Genomic DNA, 14,717 nt, shown 5'->3' on the forward strand with positions numbered 1-14,717 from the left:
CTGGAGACGGGGCGGAAAGGGGCAATCGGACCCACGGTCTATTCGCGGCATGTGCGAAGGGCAGATTGGAGTTCTCAGGGTGATTGAGAAAACGGAAGCTCTGCCGTATCTTTGCCTTGGTTGTCGCCATACCGAGGATGCTTTTTGGATGAGGATTTCGGATCTTTCCATCGAGAATTTCCGCGGCATCCGGCGTGGCACCGTCCGCTTCAAAACCCACACCATCATCACCGGTCCTAACAACGCCGGCAAAACTACAATCATCGAGGCGCTCGCCCTGCTGGTCGGGCGAGACCGGCTGGTGCGGGAGCTCACCGAACATGATTTCACCGGGGCCGACCCGAAGCCGGCCGATCGGCTGCGTCTGATCGCCACAATCACCGACTTCGACGGTGACGACCCCAACGCCCACCTCGATTGGTTTCGCGATGGTCGGGCGGTTCCGAAATGGCTAGACGCCGCGACCGGCGCCGTGCATCCGGTGCGGCAGAACCCGGCGTGGCTGCTCTGCTGCCAGATCGGCTTCCAAGCGCACTTCGATCGTTCAGCGCTGTGCGTCGAGACCGCCCGCTACTTTCATGACCACAACCACCCCATCGACCCGTTCGTCGAGGACCTACCGGTCGGGGTGCCGGCGAAGTTGCTGCAGAAAGTCGGCTTCTTCCTGGTCCGCGCCAGCCGCACCTGGGACGGAGTGCTGTCCTTCGGGTCCGAACTGTTCCGGCGGACGGTGCGCGCAGCCGATGGCCAACCCGCCGCAGCCATTCTGAGCGAGCGCGACCGGCTGCGCCATCCCGACCGGCCGATCGAGGGCGACCCGCACCTCGCGCCCCTGGTGACCCGGATCAACGCGGAGCTCGCGCGCTTCCTTCCCCGTGGACCAACCCTGAAGCTCCGGGTCACCGGCACCGACAGCCGGGCGGTCCTCGATGCGGTGGTGGCGCACTTCTCGCCAGCCGGCGCTCCCCCGATCCCGGCGGCCCGGCAAGGCAGCGGTCTGCTGTCGCTGCAAGGCTTGCTTCTCCTTCTGCAGCTCGGCCGCGCTCGCGCTGACAACGGAGAGGGGTTCCTGATGGCGCTGGAGGAACCTGAGCTTCATGTCCCGCCGGCCAGTCAGCGGCAGTTGGTTCATCGCATCCAGGCGCTGTCGACCCAGACTATCACCACCACCCACGCTCCTGCTGTCGCCGCGGCCAGCGATCCGACGGCCCTGCTGCTCGTCCGCAACGACAACGGCATCCTCAGCGCCGAACCGCTGCTGACCGAAGCGCTGACCGCCGCCACGCCGGCTTGGAAACGGAAGTTGATGCAAAGCGGACGGCCGGACGTGATTGCAGCTCTCATGCATGACATGGTGCTGATCCCCGAAGGGCGGTCGGACCACGAGCTCCTCCGGGCAATCTTGTGCGCCGTGATGCTCCGGCAAGGCTGGACGGAGGACAGTCGGCACTCCTTTGCACTAGAGGTTGGTCTCATACCAACCGTGGACGCGCAGGTGGTGAGAACCTATAGCCTGCTGTCGCGCCTGCACGGGAGCTTGTGCTGCCTGGTTGACGGCGACGCAGCGGGTCGTGGGTATGTGCGTGAGCTCCGCACCATGGACCCTCCGCCGGCGGCCATTCTCCGCTGGGCGGATGGCTGGACCATCGAGCACGTGGTGGGGTGGCTGCTGGAGGCTGACGAAGCGGGAACGCTGGCTGAACTCAGTTATTTGTCGGATCCGCCAACGTCCGTGGCGGATGTTGTGGCCCGCTTGGCCGGGAACAAGAACGACATCGTGCTGTATGAAGCGGTCGGCGAAGCGATCGCCGACACCCCGGCCGGCGCGTTGCGGGCTGTCGAGCTGTTTGCCGGCATGGCCGCGGCCTGTGCGGGTGAGCCGACTCCTCTTTTTGGCACGGAAGCGCCGGGCGTCCGCGTGTTCCAACCATGACCATACGGGCGTTCCAGGGCGCCGCCGGCTGCGGCAAGACACATCGCTTGATGCAGACGTTGATGGACGGTCTGGAACAGCGCCCATTGCAACCTGGTCAGCGCATCCTGGCGCTTACCTACATGCATGGATCCCGCCGTCGCCTTGACGGTCGTTTGCGTGAATTGCGGCTGGCCTTTGAATGCTCAACGATCGACAGTTTAGCGTGGCGTATCGTCTCGCGTTGGCGTGGCCTCGCGGAGCATCTCGACAAAGCCCTGCCAGCGGAAACAGACTATGAGGCCGTGTGTGCGGTGGCTGGTGCCTTGCTGGAGCAGCCGGTCGTTGTGGACTGGGTCGGCGGTACGCATCCCATCGTGGTGATTGATGAAGCCCAGGATTTGTGCGCTGTACGTCTGCGCATCGTGCAGGCACTGGCGGCTCGGCTGGACCTCCTTGTGGCCGCTGACGAGTTCCAATGTCTGGATGAGACGCTGCGGCCAAATCCCTACTGCTCCTGGATCATGGCGGCGGCTGAGGTGGAGACCTTGGAGATCCCCCACCGAACGAACGTGCCGGCCTTGCTGACCGCAGCTGCTGCGTTGCGGGCCGGTGCGGTTCCGCAATCGCAACGCCCGTTTGAAATCCGCCTAGCACCTAGCCCGGCTTTCGCAGGAGCGTCTTTGTCCAACCAGATAGGGTGGTATCGCCGGGGCGGGTCGGTGGCCATCCTGACGCCGAGCGCCGGGCGCTACGCCAAGGGCGCGGTCGAGTGGGCGACTCTCAACCAAACCAGCCGAAACCAGGGTCCACATCGCATCCGGTGGGAACAGGCTGAAAGGGAAGTCGTCGCAGAACTCCTGGGCCGTCTGACCCTTGCAGATCGCTGCAACCTCGCGGAGGCTGATGAAGCGATTGGCAAACTCGGTATCCGATCCGTTATTGCGGCGATGCGAGAATGGCTGTCTATCCAGCAGCGTGCGCTCGGTCGCCAAGAGGTGGATCGGTCCGAGGTGGAGGACGTTCTTCGCCGCGTCGTCTCCCATGGGCGCCGCTTTGCCCGCGGTGATGTGGGCGGTCTTCTCGCCATGACCGTGCACGGCGCCAAAAACCGAGAGTTCGACGGGGTGGTCGTGCTGTGGCCTCACGACATGGGCGGGGATGACGAAGCCAAACGGCGCCTTCTCTACAACGCAGTCACACGTGCCAAACGCTGGTGTCTAGTTCTAGTTGAGGGTGAACGACTGCTCAATCGACCGCCATTCGCCGTCTGACAATCAAGGGACAAAGTGGCCGATTGATGGTCGGGTTTGCTTGCGGCATGACCGCCACCGTGACGACGTTCCATATCGACATTGTCCGGGGATCCTGGGAAACACGGACGAGTTGAAATTGCTTGAACCTGAGTCCAGCGATCCCGGAAAATCGGCATTTCAGGATCCGTCGTCTGTCGAAATAGCCTTTACTGAAGCAATTTCAGACGGGATCCTGGGCGCAATAGCAGCGCTTCGAGTGAGTAAACCGCACATCGGCAGGGCAGGGGATGGCGAGGAAATTACATAAAAAGAGGAACCAGCCAGCCAAATTCGGCTTGGACGATGGCTCGGGTTTCGCAACAGGACGCGTGTCAGGCCGCACTCCAGGGCGCCCGAAAGGCGTCTCCAAGCTGACGTTCAAATCAGCTCGCCTGGCTGAAGGCCCCTACGTTAAGTTGGCGTCTGGCAACGAGGAGACCTGCCAATACGGACACCACTGGCAGCGCAGCGACGATGTCCGAACCTGCCCACACTGCTACCGGGCGCTCGTTCAAGGCATCAAGCCGGCCGCATATGTGGTCCCCGAACCGGTGTCCCGGCCGGCAACACGAGTGGCGCCACCCACGCCAGGTGAGCCGCCGCGGGTTGAGCCGTATCTCGTGCGGGATGAGCGGATGGAGCGGATCGCGCGGAACCGGCAGCGAGAGGAGGAAGACGAGCCAGAGCGCCTTCGTCCCGCAATTCTTACGTCCGCCCCAAACGCGCCCTCCGCAACGTCCGTCACCGCGCCGCCACCGCTCGCGGCTACGCGGCGCAAACGGTCTGATCTGACCTTGGGAGAAATCCGCGTCGTCTTGGTTGAACCGCAGAGCCGAATGAAGCGGGCGGCGGTCGCCGCGCACCAGCGTTCCGGGAAAGAGGTGCGGCTCGTCTGCAAGCAGAAAGACATCAATGTTGGGGCGATCGAACAGGAGATCTTGCGTCTCTGGACGGCAGCAAACGGCCGGTGTGCCCGCACGGGTGTCGTTTTCGACGAGACGTCTCACTGGCTGCACGCGAGCCTGGATCGCCTCGATAGCGGCCGTGGCTACGTCCTCGGCAACCTGCAGATTGTCACCTGGTTCTACAACCGCACCAAGGGTGCACTGTCCGACGCTGGGCTTGCCAAGCTGGTCAGCCTGCATTTCGGAGACGCAGCGCATGGCCGTTGACGATCTCGTCCTCGTGTTCGGCGTGACGTTCGAGAACCCGCTGGTTCCGCGAGACAATGCGGCTCGGCTGGGGCGTGATGCGGCGGTGCAACGTCTGGCCGAGCTGATCGGCAAGACGAAGGCCAAGAACGACCTCATCGCCTACGCTAGCATCGGCCGACGAAATAGCCTCTAGTGAAGGAGGGCCAGCGAAAATGCTGATCGGATCGCTTCGGCCTCTCGCATCCACCGTTCCGTCAGCCGGTCCACGCGAAATGCTGGCGGTTCATGCGGATAGTTCGAACCTGCCGGCAACCGTCTCTAACCCTCTCACAGCCTGATCCATGACCGTCCAGCCGCTCCTTCCCGCCTTAATTGGGTCCAGAGACGACAGTTCTCCTGATCGCGCCCTCGCTCTCGACGGAGTGATCCTACCGCACGCGCCGATCGCCCTTGCGGTTGCGCGGCGCCTGGTGCCCTGGTGGAGGGCGCTTCAGCGCAACGCGCCGGCTAACACCGTCCGCGCCCTGTGGGCCGATGCCCGCCATTACATCCGCTGGTGCGGGTTCAACGGCCGCGTTGCGGTCCCTGCGGCGCCGGAGACGGTAATCGCCTACCTGACGGCACTCTCCAAGAACGGCGGCCGCGACGGGCAGCCGGCCGCCTATGGAACGGTGGCAAGGCGGAAGTCCACCATCGCAACTCTGCATGAGGCTGCCGGCCTGCCGGATCCGTGCAAGGACCGGCTGGTGCGGCTGGAGATGAAGGGGTTCGCTGGCCGGCTTGGTCGGCGCCCTGCCCAGGCGGTCGGGCTGCGCCGCGAGGACGTGCAGGAGATTCTCGCAGCCCTCAATCGTGAGGAGGGGCCACACGCGGTGCGTGATGCGGCGCTGATCGCCGTCGGCTACGACACGCTACGCCGCCGGGCCGAGCTGGTGCGGCTGACGGTCACCGATGTCCAGGCTGAACGCGACGGCAGCGGCCGGCTGTTCGTATCCCGGTCGAAGACCGACCAAGGTGGGCAGGGCCGCTGGTGCTGGTTGGGTCCTGACACTATGGCCTTGTTGCAGCGGTGGCTGCGTCTGCGTGCCCGCCTGCTCGACGAAGCCCTGGCAGAGGGAGAGCAGCTGATGCGCCGGTGCAGCCGCGGGCATACCGCCCGCCGTGAGAAGCTGGAGCGCAGGCAGACCCGTTTGGAATGTTGTCGCGCGGTCCTGTGGCTGCAGATCGGCACCGACCGGCTAACCCGCGGGACGGACGCTGTGTTGGGACCGTTGGCGGTGTCGGGGCCGGACCCTGGCAAGCGGGTGGGCGAGATCTTCAAAGCGCGGGCCAAGGCTGTCGGGCTGGAGGGCACCGGCGTGCCGGGGGAGGGGGCGGTGTCGGGCCACAGCCTGCGGGTTGGCGCTGCCCAGGACTTGGTGGCCGCCGGGTTCGGCCTGCCCGCCATCCAACAGGCAGGAGACTGGACCTCTCCCACCATGCCCGCCCGCTACGGTGAGCGCATCGCCGCCGGCGCCGGCGCGATGGCGCAGCTGGCGGAGAAGCAGGGGCGGGGTGGTGCCGGGGGTGACGAAGATGACTTATAAAATGGCTTCAATGGGAGGCGGCACCGATCTTGGTATCAGTCAACGTGCAGCTCCGGATCACGGTTGGGATCGACCGTCACCTCGTTCCGAACACCTTCAGCCAGTTCGAAGACCTCATTCCGCACTTCCAATGTCTCTTCCGGACTGCCATGGAAGCTGATGTCGTCGAGGAAGCCGAGCACGATCGCATCAAGGAACGAAGGAAAGACCTCGATCGTCGAAGGCGCGTGCTTGGTCGATGCGACGGCGTCGGTGAAGAGCCGTCGACCTGCGCCGGCGAAATCCATGTTGCTGATTTTGGCGTGGTGTTCGATGCGGATCGGCAGGTGCGCCCATTCAGCCGGTGGGGAGAACGACAGCGAGCAGTAGAGGTCCTGATGACCAGTGTGATCATCCACTCTGGGCCAGGCGAAAACTCCCAGAGTTTCCCAGGCGATGTCGAGTGCCCATTGTCCGGTGCGCTCTGCAGTGGCCGTGATGGTTGGAGTGATGACCATCTCCGCGACCGGTGGCTCGTCTTGCGCCGTAGGTTTGCCATCGGTGTCGCCAACCAATCTAAGGTGGGGCGGGGCTAACGCGCGGTCCCAGGCGTCGAAGTCGCACCAGCCCATGCGCGACAACACCTCAGCCCAAGGCCTGAGGCATCGCATGAGTTCTGCAACGGTCAGGCCCGGTTCGAATTCCGGCAATGAGCGGACATGGCCCAGCAGAGCGAGACGGTCTGTGGCGTCCATGATCCGATCCGGTTCACGGTGCTCGGCGATGATGATCGTGCCGCTTCGCATCAATCGCACAGTGGCCATGTGATCAATCTCCCGGACTTATGTAGCATCCGCCACCATGGCCGGCGGGTGATCTGGCCGGGTGAGTACAAATCATGAACTTGACGATTCACAGCGGAGTCGTGGCCGGGTAGACTCGGGCAATCACCGTGTCGGAGATCGCCATGCCCCGTCGCACCAAAAGCCAGCACTTCCTTCTCACCGCCGCGGCGCGCACGCTGTCGCTGGCGACCGTGCTGCGCCTGTCGGACACGGAAGCCGAGACGGTGTTCGCGGCGATCCGCTGGCCGGAGACGAACGGGCGTCCCGTGTGCCCGGCCTGCGATTGTGATGCGGTGTACGACTGCCGCCGGCCGAGCGGTGCGCCTCGCTGGCGCTGCAAGCGGTGCCGCAAAGACTTCTCCCTCACCTCGGGCACGCTGTTCGCCTTCCACAAGCTGGCGCTCCGGATGTACCTCGCCGCCGTGGTGATCTTTGTCAACGAGGTGAAGGGCAAGGGCGCGCTGCCGCTATCGCGCGACCTGGGCGTCCAGTACAAGACGGCGTTCGTGCTGGCCCACAAGATCCGCGAAGCGATGGCCGCCGAGAGCCGCGGCGTCGCAATCGGCGGCACGGGCAAGGCGGCGGAGATCGATGGGGCCTACTTCGGCGGCCACGTCCGCCCGGAGAACCGTAAGACGGAGCGCAAGGACCGCCGGCTTGCCATCAACCAGACCGGCAAGCGCCGGTGTGTCGTCACCATCCGCGAGCGCGACGGCCGCACCCTGACCGGCGTGTTCCCGTCCGAGGACGCCGCCGGCACCTTCATCCGCTCGCGCGTCGCCAAGGGCACCGAAGTGCATGCGGACGAGTCCAGCGCCTGGAACGACCTGCACGCCCGCTACCCGATGCACCGCATCAACCACCAGGACGCCTACAGTCAGGACGGCGCCTGCACCAACGGAGCGGAATCCTTCTTCTCGCGCATCCGCCGCGGGGAGATCGGGCACCATCATCACATCTCGGGCCTTTACCTCCACCGCTACGCCCAGGAAGCCGCCTTCCGGGAAGACCACCGCCGGACCAGCAACGGCGAGCAGTTCCGTGCTGTCCTCGCCCTGGTGACGCGCAATGGCCCGTCAGTGGACTTCTGCGGCTATTGGCAGCGCGCTTACGCGGCGTGATCGGCGGGTTCGGCCGGAAGGCGCCAGCGGGCGCCCAGACCATTGCCGATCTTCTCCACCGTGCCCTTGCCTTTCTGGGCGGTCAGGGTGTTGAGCACGCGCTGAATGAAGTCGGAGCGGGTCTTGCGGTCTTCCGGATCGAGCCCTTTGTCGCGCATGGCGGCGACGGCGATCTCCTCAGCGGCAACGACACGTCCCTCTGCCATGCGCAGCGCCTCCAGGCAGCGGCGCGCCAGCTCGCCGGTGGCGAAGTAGTGGGAGCGCGCCGCCGGCGGCCTCTTCGGCGCGATGCTCTCCGGCTCCAGCTCCGGGGCGAACAGGCGCAAGGTGGCGTCCAGATGCACCAGGTCGGCCCGGTGCTGAGCCATTCGCTTCTCAAGCTCAAGGATTGCCCCGAAGATCTCAGCCCGCTTCTCCCGCAAGGCGCTGACGACGTGCGGCTCGCCCATACTCCATGCCCCTCCTGTTCGGCTTCAGGGCGACAGGGTAGCTGGCAGGGCGGCGACGCGGCAGGATCAGGCGGTGGCGGGTGCTACATAAGTCCGCGAATTCGCGTCATGGGCCGGGGTACCTCCGGCCCATGACGCGCCGAAACTTTCGTTTCAGGTGGAGGAGTTTCGGGGAGAGGCTCACTGCCGACATCTTTTTTAGAACGTAACTGCGCGTTCGGCGCGGGCCATTAGTGGGCATTGGCATCGGCTGATCAGCTTGAATACACAAGAGAAACGATGAGAGCTGTCGAAGGAGAACCCCGCAGCTCTCCCGACAGCCCTCAACCAGTTCTGTTAGTTGCTCTTACGCGCCTATTATAGCGTCAGCGCACAGACCAGCCTGCAGGCGATAGGCAAACCAGATAGCGATGTCCAGAGCCATGCTTTTGCCATGCAAGCAGCCTCTTAGCTGGCGCGCACGCGTATTAGGAACCGCCCCACCTCATCGCTAAGAGTGTTGGCTTGGAGGGCTAGCTCGCGAATGCCCTCCAGCACTTCGAAGGACACCTTGCCGCTGCCGTCGGCTGCATCGTTGACGCCGACGATGCTGCGCGACGTCTCCTGAGTTCCCTGGGCCGCTTGTTGCACGTTGCGGCTGATCTCGCGCGTGGCGGCGCCCTGCTGCTCGACGGCCGAGGAAATAGAGGTAGCAACCTCATTGATGCGCGTGATGACGCGGACGACGTCCTTGATCTCCTGGACAGCCTCCCCCGTCGCCGCCTGGATGGTGGCGACCTGCGCCGCGATGTCGTCGGTCGCCTTGGCAGTCTGCGTCGCCAGCGTCTTCACCTCGGAGGCAACGACGGCGAAGCCTTTCCCGGCTTCGCCCGCGCGGGCAGCTTCGATGGTGGCGTTCAGGGCCAACAGGTTGGTCTGACTGGCGATGGAGTTGATCAGCTCGACCACCGCCCCGATCCGCTCGACCGCGGTGGCCAAGCCTGCGACCTTCTCGTTGGCCCGGCCGGCCAAGCTCATCGCCTCTCCGGCAATCTGCGAAGAGTGGCCGACTTGCCGGCTGATCTCCGCGATGGAACTGGAAAGCTCCTCGGACGCCGCGGCGACGGTCTGCACGTTGGCCGAGGTCTGCTCGGTCGCGGCGGCGGCGTTGCTGGCAAGCTGGCCGGTCTGGCTGGCGGCGCGGGCCATCTCCTGAGCTCGGACTTCCATGCTCTCGGCCCGTCTGGTAACAGCGCCAATGACTCCGCCGACGGTTCGCTCAAAGCTGTCGGCCAACTGGCGCATGGCCTTAACCTTCTCCTCCTCGGCGTGCGCCTTGAAGGCGGCCTGTTCCGCCTCGAAGTTCTTGTTGTCCACCAGACTCTGCCGGAAGATGCCCAGCGCCTCCGCCATCTCGCCGATCTCGTCTGTGCGCTCCCGCGCGGGGATCTCGGTTTCGACGTCACCGTTGGCTAGGCAGCGCATGGCCTGCGTGATCCGCGTGATCGGCCGCGCTACGAGGCGGTAGATCAGCCCGCCCAGCGCCAGGACCAGCAAGACCACCATGCCAACGGAAATGACGACCAGGAGCGTCCGGAAGCCATTGATCGGCTCCATGAGCTTCGCCCGGTCCATGCTGATGCCGACGTACCAGGTGACCGACGACAACCCTTTGATGGGGAAGAAGCTCGTCATCGTGCCGTCGCCGCGCTCGACGGGACCACCGGTGGCGGCAAAGCTTGCGGGATCGACGTTGTCGGCCAGCTTCTTCATCACTCGATTCTGGTCGGGATGGACGAGGACGGTGCCCTCCGCGTCCACAAGGAAGGCAAAGCCCTTGCCATCCAGGGACAAGCCGGAGAGGAACTCGTTAATGCGCGTCAACTCGAGATCGCCGCCGGCGACCCCAGCGATGCCTTCCTTGCCGGCGACCGGACGTGCGATGGTGATCGTCAGCACCTTGGTCGAGGCGCTGATGTAAGGCTTGGTGATCACAGTCCGCTTTTCCGTGGCGGCGCTTTCGTACCATCCCCGCTTCCGTGGATCGTAGCCCTCCGGAAGCTTCGTGGCGGGTTGCCGAATGAAGACGCCGTCGTTCCTACCGAAATAGACCGGCACGAAGCTGTCGGTGAGCGCCTTCGTTTGCAGCAGGCGGTCGACACCTTCGGTTACGCCCGCAACCTCAAGGGTCTGCGCTAGGTTTTCGAGCAGGCGCTGGCGGCCATCCAGCCAGTTTGTGATTCCCATCGCGGCGGAGTCACCGATCAGGCGCGTCTGCGTCTCGACTCCCTGCAGGAGCGTCTTCTCGGCAATTGACACGCTCAGCGCTGACAAGCCGCCAATGCCAGCCATCATGAGAAGCGAGGCGGCGATCAGGATCTTGTAGACGAACTTGGTCTTCTTGCGCTTGGCGACTTCGTTCAACCCGATAGGCATGCGAACCTCTGCAATGGATCCTCGCCAGCTGGCCCAGCGGCGTTCGTTGCTCAAATACCTGCCATACGGCGGCATGGTAGCCGGCGGGACAGGACGTCAAGGCGCAGCTGCATAATTAATATACTAATATTACAATCATATTTTATTAGATAGGATCCTAAGTGATTTTCCCGGCTCGCGTGCGGCGAATTGCCTCACTTTTGCGAGAGCGTACCCTCCGTCGCCCTCAAGGTCGAGTAGGGGTTACGCCGTAGGGTGGAGGAATCAAATTGACGGTGCCTGCGCCGGGTTTTCCAGAGGGCCATCAGTTTAAGGTTGACTGTACCGGCAACTGCAACCAACGGCTTTATTACAGGCCGGCTGCCTGGGTGAGATTGATGCGGAAGCGATCGCGGCGGCGCTGGTAGCGCCGGGTCATCTCGGCCGAGGTGTGGCCAAGATGCCGCTGGACGAAGCGCTCCTCCGCCTCGGCTGCAGTGGCCAGCCCTGCGCGCAGCGAGTGACCGGCGAAGCAGTGGCGGCGCTCGCCCTCCGGCAGATCACCGCGAATGCTGGCAGCCAGGGCGGTCGCCTGCACCAGGCGGGCGACATGCTTGTCGGACAGCCGGTCGCTCAGGGTTCGCTTCCCGTCGCGGGCGATGCGGCGGAACAGCGGCCCATGGGCAATGCGGCCCAGCTCCATCCAGCTCTTCAGCGCCGCCACCGGGCAGCGCAACGGCGTGCTGCCCGGCCCGACCTCGACCTCACGCCAGCCGGTCTTGCCGCGGATGTGCAGGACCAGCCCGCCCTCCAGCACCTCGACCCAGCCGCGGCCATCGGCGGTCTCCTCAGCGCCATGGTCGAGGCCAACGATCTCGCTGCGCCGCAGCCCGCCGGCGAAGCCGAGCAGCAGGATGGCGCGGTCGCGCACGCCGCGCAGATCGCTGCCCAGGCAGCCGAGCATGCGCAGCAGGTCGGCGGCGAGCAACGCCTCCTTCTGGACGGGCGGACGGCCGTGGCTGCGGCGGATGCCGGCCAGCACCTCCTTGATGTGCCGGTCACTGCGGTCAAGCGGATACCCCCGCTGGCGGACGGTCCAGGCAAGGCCGGACAGCCGGCGCTCGACCGTCGCCGCAGAGCGCGAACGGCGGCCCACTGCCGAGGTCTCGGACGCGAGGTCGGCGAGGTAGAGGCCGATCGCCTGCGGATCGGGTGGCAGCGGGGAGACGCCACGGCGCATGCACCAGGCGCTGTAGTGGCGCCAGTCGGCGGCGTAAGCGCGCTGCGTGTTCTCGGCCTTGGCGTTGCGGGCGTAGGCGCGGGCCTTGTCAGCCAACTCGGACAGGTGGTCGAGCGCCTGATCCTGCGGGAGGGCGGGAACGGGGACGGTGTCTGAGGCCATGGCCGATCGGGCATCCGGAGCGGAAAAGCTGTCGGTTTTCCGGGATCGGTAGACTCAGATTCAAGCAAATCCAAGTCGTCCGCGTTCCCAGGATCGGTGGAACATTAACCAGGATCACCGGATTGATGTCCAGGATCACCGGACGATGTTGATAAAGAACGTCGTGACGGTGGCGGTCATGCCGCAGAGCAAAGCCGATCATCACTCAACCACTGACGAAGAATGATGCGAGGCGGAGCGCTCGGAACGCGTCTTGTCGGACGGAAGCAAAGCGGCCGCAATCTGCCTCGGCTTCCGCAGGCCGCCAGCCGTCGTGCCGCGGCGAAAATGCCTTCCTTGAGAAGATGCCGGGACAATCTGAAGGACGAGAGGGGGTGACGCTGTGAATCGGCAGGGGGTTTCGCCGCCGATCGGCATAGTAACCTGCTGAAAGCACGAGATCCCTTGGGGGCTTACCTGCGTGCTGTTTCGCAGTGGAGCCCTATGTTGCCTCCAGGTTCACGTTTCCTCCCGAACCAAAACTAAAGATCGCGCCTTCTTGGCAGCGGCCTTTTTCTTTTCCGTAATTTTTGAACGGGCTGCTGCATAGTCGATCCCCCGCCCCTGGAGGGTGTTTAGAGGCATCCCCCTATCCTTTCCAGAGCCCCCCTGGCGCGGCATACCGGTGGGGGATAGCGCAGAAAGGCCTCAGCATGTCGGACCAACGTGGACATGGAGAAGGGTTTCCGTAGAACAACCAAACGACCCGGGTCATCGTCAGGAAGGTGTTCACTGTACCCAGTCATGACGATGATTGGAAGGCTCGGACGCCTCTCCCTCAGGGTTTCGATCAAGACCTTCCTACCAAGGACTGGTATTCTCATATCGGTCACCAGCAGATCGGCAGGGCCAAATGCATCAGCATCTATCACTTCCTGCCCGTTATAAGTCATGGTCACCCGAAATCCTTCGGCCTTCAATACCTCTGCCAAAGCCATTGCGACGAGATCTTCGTCTTCAGCGACGAGGATGTGAACTCCGCCTGCCATCGTTCACTCCCGCGTGCAATGATGAACTAATTTAGCTCAATAGCTAAACAACCTTGCGTAGTCTAGTGTCTGTCTGCCTATCGGCAACAATGCCGCAGTTAACTTGTCGTTGATAGCCGGCTCGCTTACGCGACCACTGGGCCACCTCGTTGATCCCAGCGCAAAGGAAGTCACCACTAGCCGATAACGGCCACTATCCATGCCACAGCGTCGGCGATATAGGCGATTTTTTGAACCGTGAGGGCGTTCTACCTCTCATCCGGCACCAACCCAACTTCGGCCAGGAGCGATTCCCACGCCATTCTGCGAAGAATTCGGAGTTGAGGGCATATCGCTTCAGGACAGGGAAACATGTCGCCACCTCTGATTGTTCAGAGGGTGAACCAATTGGGTTCGTATCTATGGCAAGCTCCTCCCGATCCATACTGAAGGCCGCCTGCATCTCCCGCTAGGCGGCCTTCATTTTGTCCATGCCCCCTCGCACTAAACCGTCGGCATGTCACCCAGCAGCCGATAGACGCTGGCCCGACCGATGCTTAGCCGCCAGGCAATCTCCGCTGCCCCTACTCCTTCAGCCTTCAGGCTGCGCACCTCTGCCACATCGATCGACGGCTTCCGCCCCTTGTAGATGCCTTCGGCCTTTGCCTGAGCAATGCCCTCGAGTTGGCGCTCCTTCCGCAGATTCGCCTCGAACTCGGCGAACACGCCCAGCATGTCGAGGAACGCCTTGCCGGCCGCGGTGCCGGTGGGCTGCTCGGTAGTGCGGAGTGAGGCGCCCTTGGGGTGCTTGAGTGTAGCCGGTGGCCGGGTCTCTGTCATGTCCGATAAGCCAAGCTTATCGGACATGACCCGCGCTCCCTTAGCTCCGGCGCTTTCCTGTGCTATAACCCGGAAAAAGCGCCGATCCCCGTCCGGCCGATCCCGAAAACGCTGTGTCCCCCAACCTGCCCTCCTCCCCCTGCCATCCTGGTCCATGACGCCGCCCTCCCCCACCGCCGTCCCCCCGTTGCTCCTCCCCGCCTGGGCGACCCGCTGCCTGTCCGACCGCAGCGGACCGGACCAGGCCACCCCCGCCGGGCCCGCCCAGATCGGCGCCGCCCTCGCCGTGCTCGATGCCGCGGTCACGGCGGCGGCCCCGCACGCCGGCGCCTGGGCCACCCGTCTGGCGCTCACGGCGGCGACCGCGGCCGTTGCCCGCAGCGGGCGTCCCGAGGACGAGGCGGCTGTCGCTTTCTCCTGAAAATTTTCACTGAAGATTTTCAGCGTCAAACACTCTTGATCGCATGACCCGAAGCCGTTCGGACGTCTGCCAAGTTCAATGGAATCAACGGGCCGGCAGCCAGGAAAGATATGAATTGCAACGTTGGTCGGTGCCACAGGGGCATTCACTCTGCCTGCATATTTCAGCCGCCCGCTAGTTTCGCTCGTCCTTTCCCCGCCGCACCCGAGCCACCGCCCCCCGCGTCGCCCGCAGGCGCTCGGTGTAGCGCGCCGGCATCACCGGCGACGTCCACCGCCCCGCCTGCATCAGCCCGGGCAGATCGACGCCGGC

13 protein-coding genes are annotated in these 14,717 nt (G+C 64.2%); 7 read left to right on the top strand and 6 right to left on the bottom strand.

Annotated elements, in window-relative coordinates:
- The first annotated feature begins 148 nt into the window (after nt 1-148).
- The 5 genes from VD964_RS16785 (at nt 149) to VD964_RS16805 (ending at nt 5,947) form a co-directional block, all read left to right on the top strand.
- Nucleotides 149-1,933 (top strand): ATP-dependent nuclease, encoded by a 1,785-nt coding sequence (locus VD964_RS16785; RefSeq protein WP_324869662.1) that lies wholly within the window; start codon nt 149-151, stop codon nt 1,931-1,933.
- A complete protein-coding gene (locus tag VD964_RS16790) occupies nt 1,930-3,186 on the top strand; it encodes an ATP-dependent helicase (RefSeq protein ID WP_324869663.1) in 1,257 nt (418 codons plus the stop codon). Before VD964_RS16785 ends, VD964_RS16790 begins: the two co-directional genes overlap by 4 nt.
- Nucleotides 3,187-3,842: 656 nt before the next feature.
- On the top strand, nt 3,843-4,379 hold the full coding sequence (locus VD964_RS16795) for a hypothetical protein (RefSeq protein WP_324869664.1): 537 nt from the start codon (nt 3,843-3,845) through the stop codon (nt 4,377-4,379).
- Nucleotides 4,369-4,554 (top strand): hypothetical protein, encoded by a 186-nt coding sequence (locus VD964_RS16800; RefSeq protein WP_324869665.1) that lies wholly within the window; start codon nt 4,369-4,371, stop codon nt 4,552-4,554. The genes VD964_RS16795 and VD964_RS16800 overlap by 11 nt, the downstream gene beginning before the upstream one ends.
- Nucleotides 4,555-4,831: 277 nt before the next feature.
- Nucleotides 4,832-5,947 (top strand): tyrosine-type recombinase/integrase, encoded by a 1,116-nt coding sequence (locus tag VD964_RS16805; protein WP_324869666.1) that lies wholly within the window; start codon nt 4,832-4,834, stop codon nt 5,945-5,947.
- Between the two features lie 35 nt (nt 5,948-5,982).
- On the opposite strand, the gene VD964_RS16810 is transcribed toward VD964_RS16805, so the two are convergent.
- On the bottom strand, nt 5,983-6,750 hold the full coding sequence (locus tag VD964_RS16810) for a hypothetical protein (RefSeq protein ID WP_324869667.1): 768 nt from the start codon (nt 6,748-6,750) through the stop codon (nt 5,983-5,985).
- Nucleotides 6,751-6,893: 143 nt separating this feature from the next.
- Between VD964_RS16810 and VD964_RS16815 the strand changes: the two genes are divergently transcribed.
- The gene (locus VD964_RS16815; RefSeq protein ID WP_414637178.1) at nt 6,894-7,892 is read left to right on the top strand and encodes an IS1595 family transposase; all 999 of its coding nucleotides are present in this window, start codon (nt 6,894-6,896) and stop codon (nt 7,890-7,892) included.
- On the opposite strand, the gene VD964_RS16820 is transcribed toward VD964_RS16815, so the two are convergent.
- From VD964_RS16820 to VD964_RS16840, 5 genes are all read right to left on the bottom strand, one after another.
- Nucleotides 7,880-8,341: a hypothetical protein gene (locus VD964_RS16820; RefSeq protein WP_324869668.1), complete on the bottom strand. Its 462-nt coding sequence runs from the start codon at nt 8,339-8,341 to the stop codon at nt 7,880-7,882. The two genes, VD964_RS16815 and VD964_RS16820, sit on opposite strands and share 13 nt — an antisense overlap.
- 447 nt (nt 8,342-8,788) lie before the next feature.
- Nucleotides 8,789-10,756 (bottom strand): methyl-accepting chemotaxis protein, encoded by a 1,968-nt coding sequence (locus VD964_RS16825; protein WP_324869669.1) that lies wholly within the window; start codon nt 10,754-10,756, stop codon nt 8,789-8,791.
- A 349-nt stretch (nt 10,757-11,105) separates the two neighbouring features.
- Nucleotides 11,106-12,137 carry a tyrosine-type recombinase/integrase gene (locus VD964_RS16830; RefSeq protein ID WP_324869670.1) on the bottom strand — a complete coding sequence of 344 codons (1,032 nt, stop codon included), beginning with the start codon at nt 12,135-12,137 and terminating at the stop codon, nt 11,106-11,108.
- 614 nt (nt 12,138-12,751) lie between these two features.
- On the bottom strand, nt 12,752-13,165 hold the full coding sequence (locus VD964_RS16835; RefSeq protein WP_324869671.1) for a response regulator: 414 nt from the start codon (nt 13,163-13,165) through the stop codon (nt 12,752-12,754).
- A gap of 483 nt (nt 13,166-13,648) precedes the next feature.
- Nucleotides 13,649-14,011, bottom strand: a complete 363-nt coding sequence (locus tag VD964_RS16840) for a recombinase family protein (protein WP_414637179.1) — start codon at nt 14,009-14,011, stop codon at nt 13,649-13,651.
- 127 nt (nt 14,012-14,138) lie between these two features.
- Here VD964_RS16840 and VD964_RS16845 point away from each other — a divergent pair, with 127 nt between their 5' ends.
- Complete coding sequence (locus VD964_RS16845; RefSeq protein ID WP_324869672.1) at nt 14,139-14,405, top strand: DUF1403 family protein; 267 nt, start codon at nt 14,139-14,141, stop codon at nt 14,403-14,405.
- Nucleotides 14,406-14,717: the final 312 nt, after the last annotated feature.

Origin of the sequence: Azospirillum sp., assembly GCF_035628975.1 — a bacterium.
GTDB lineage: Bacteria > Pseudomonadota > Alphaproteobacteria > Azospirillales > Azospirillaceae > Azospirillum.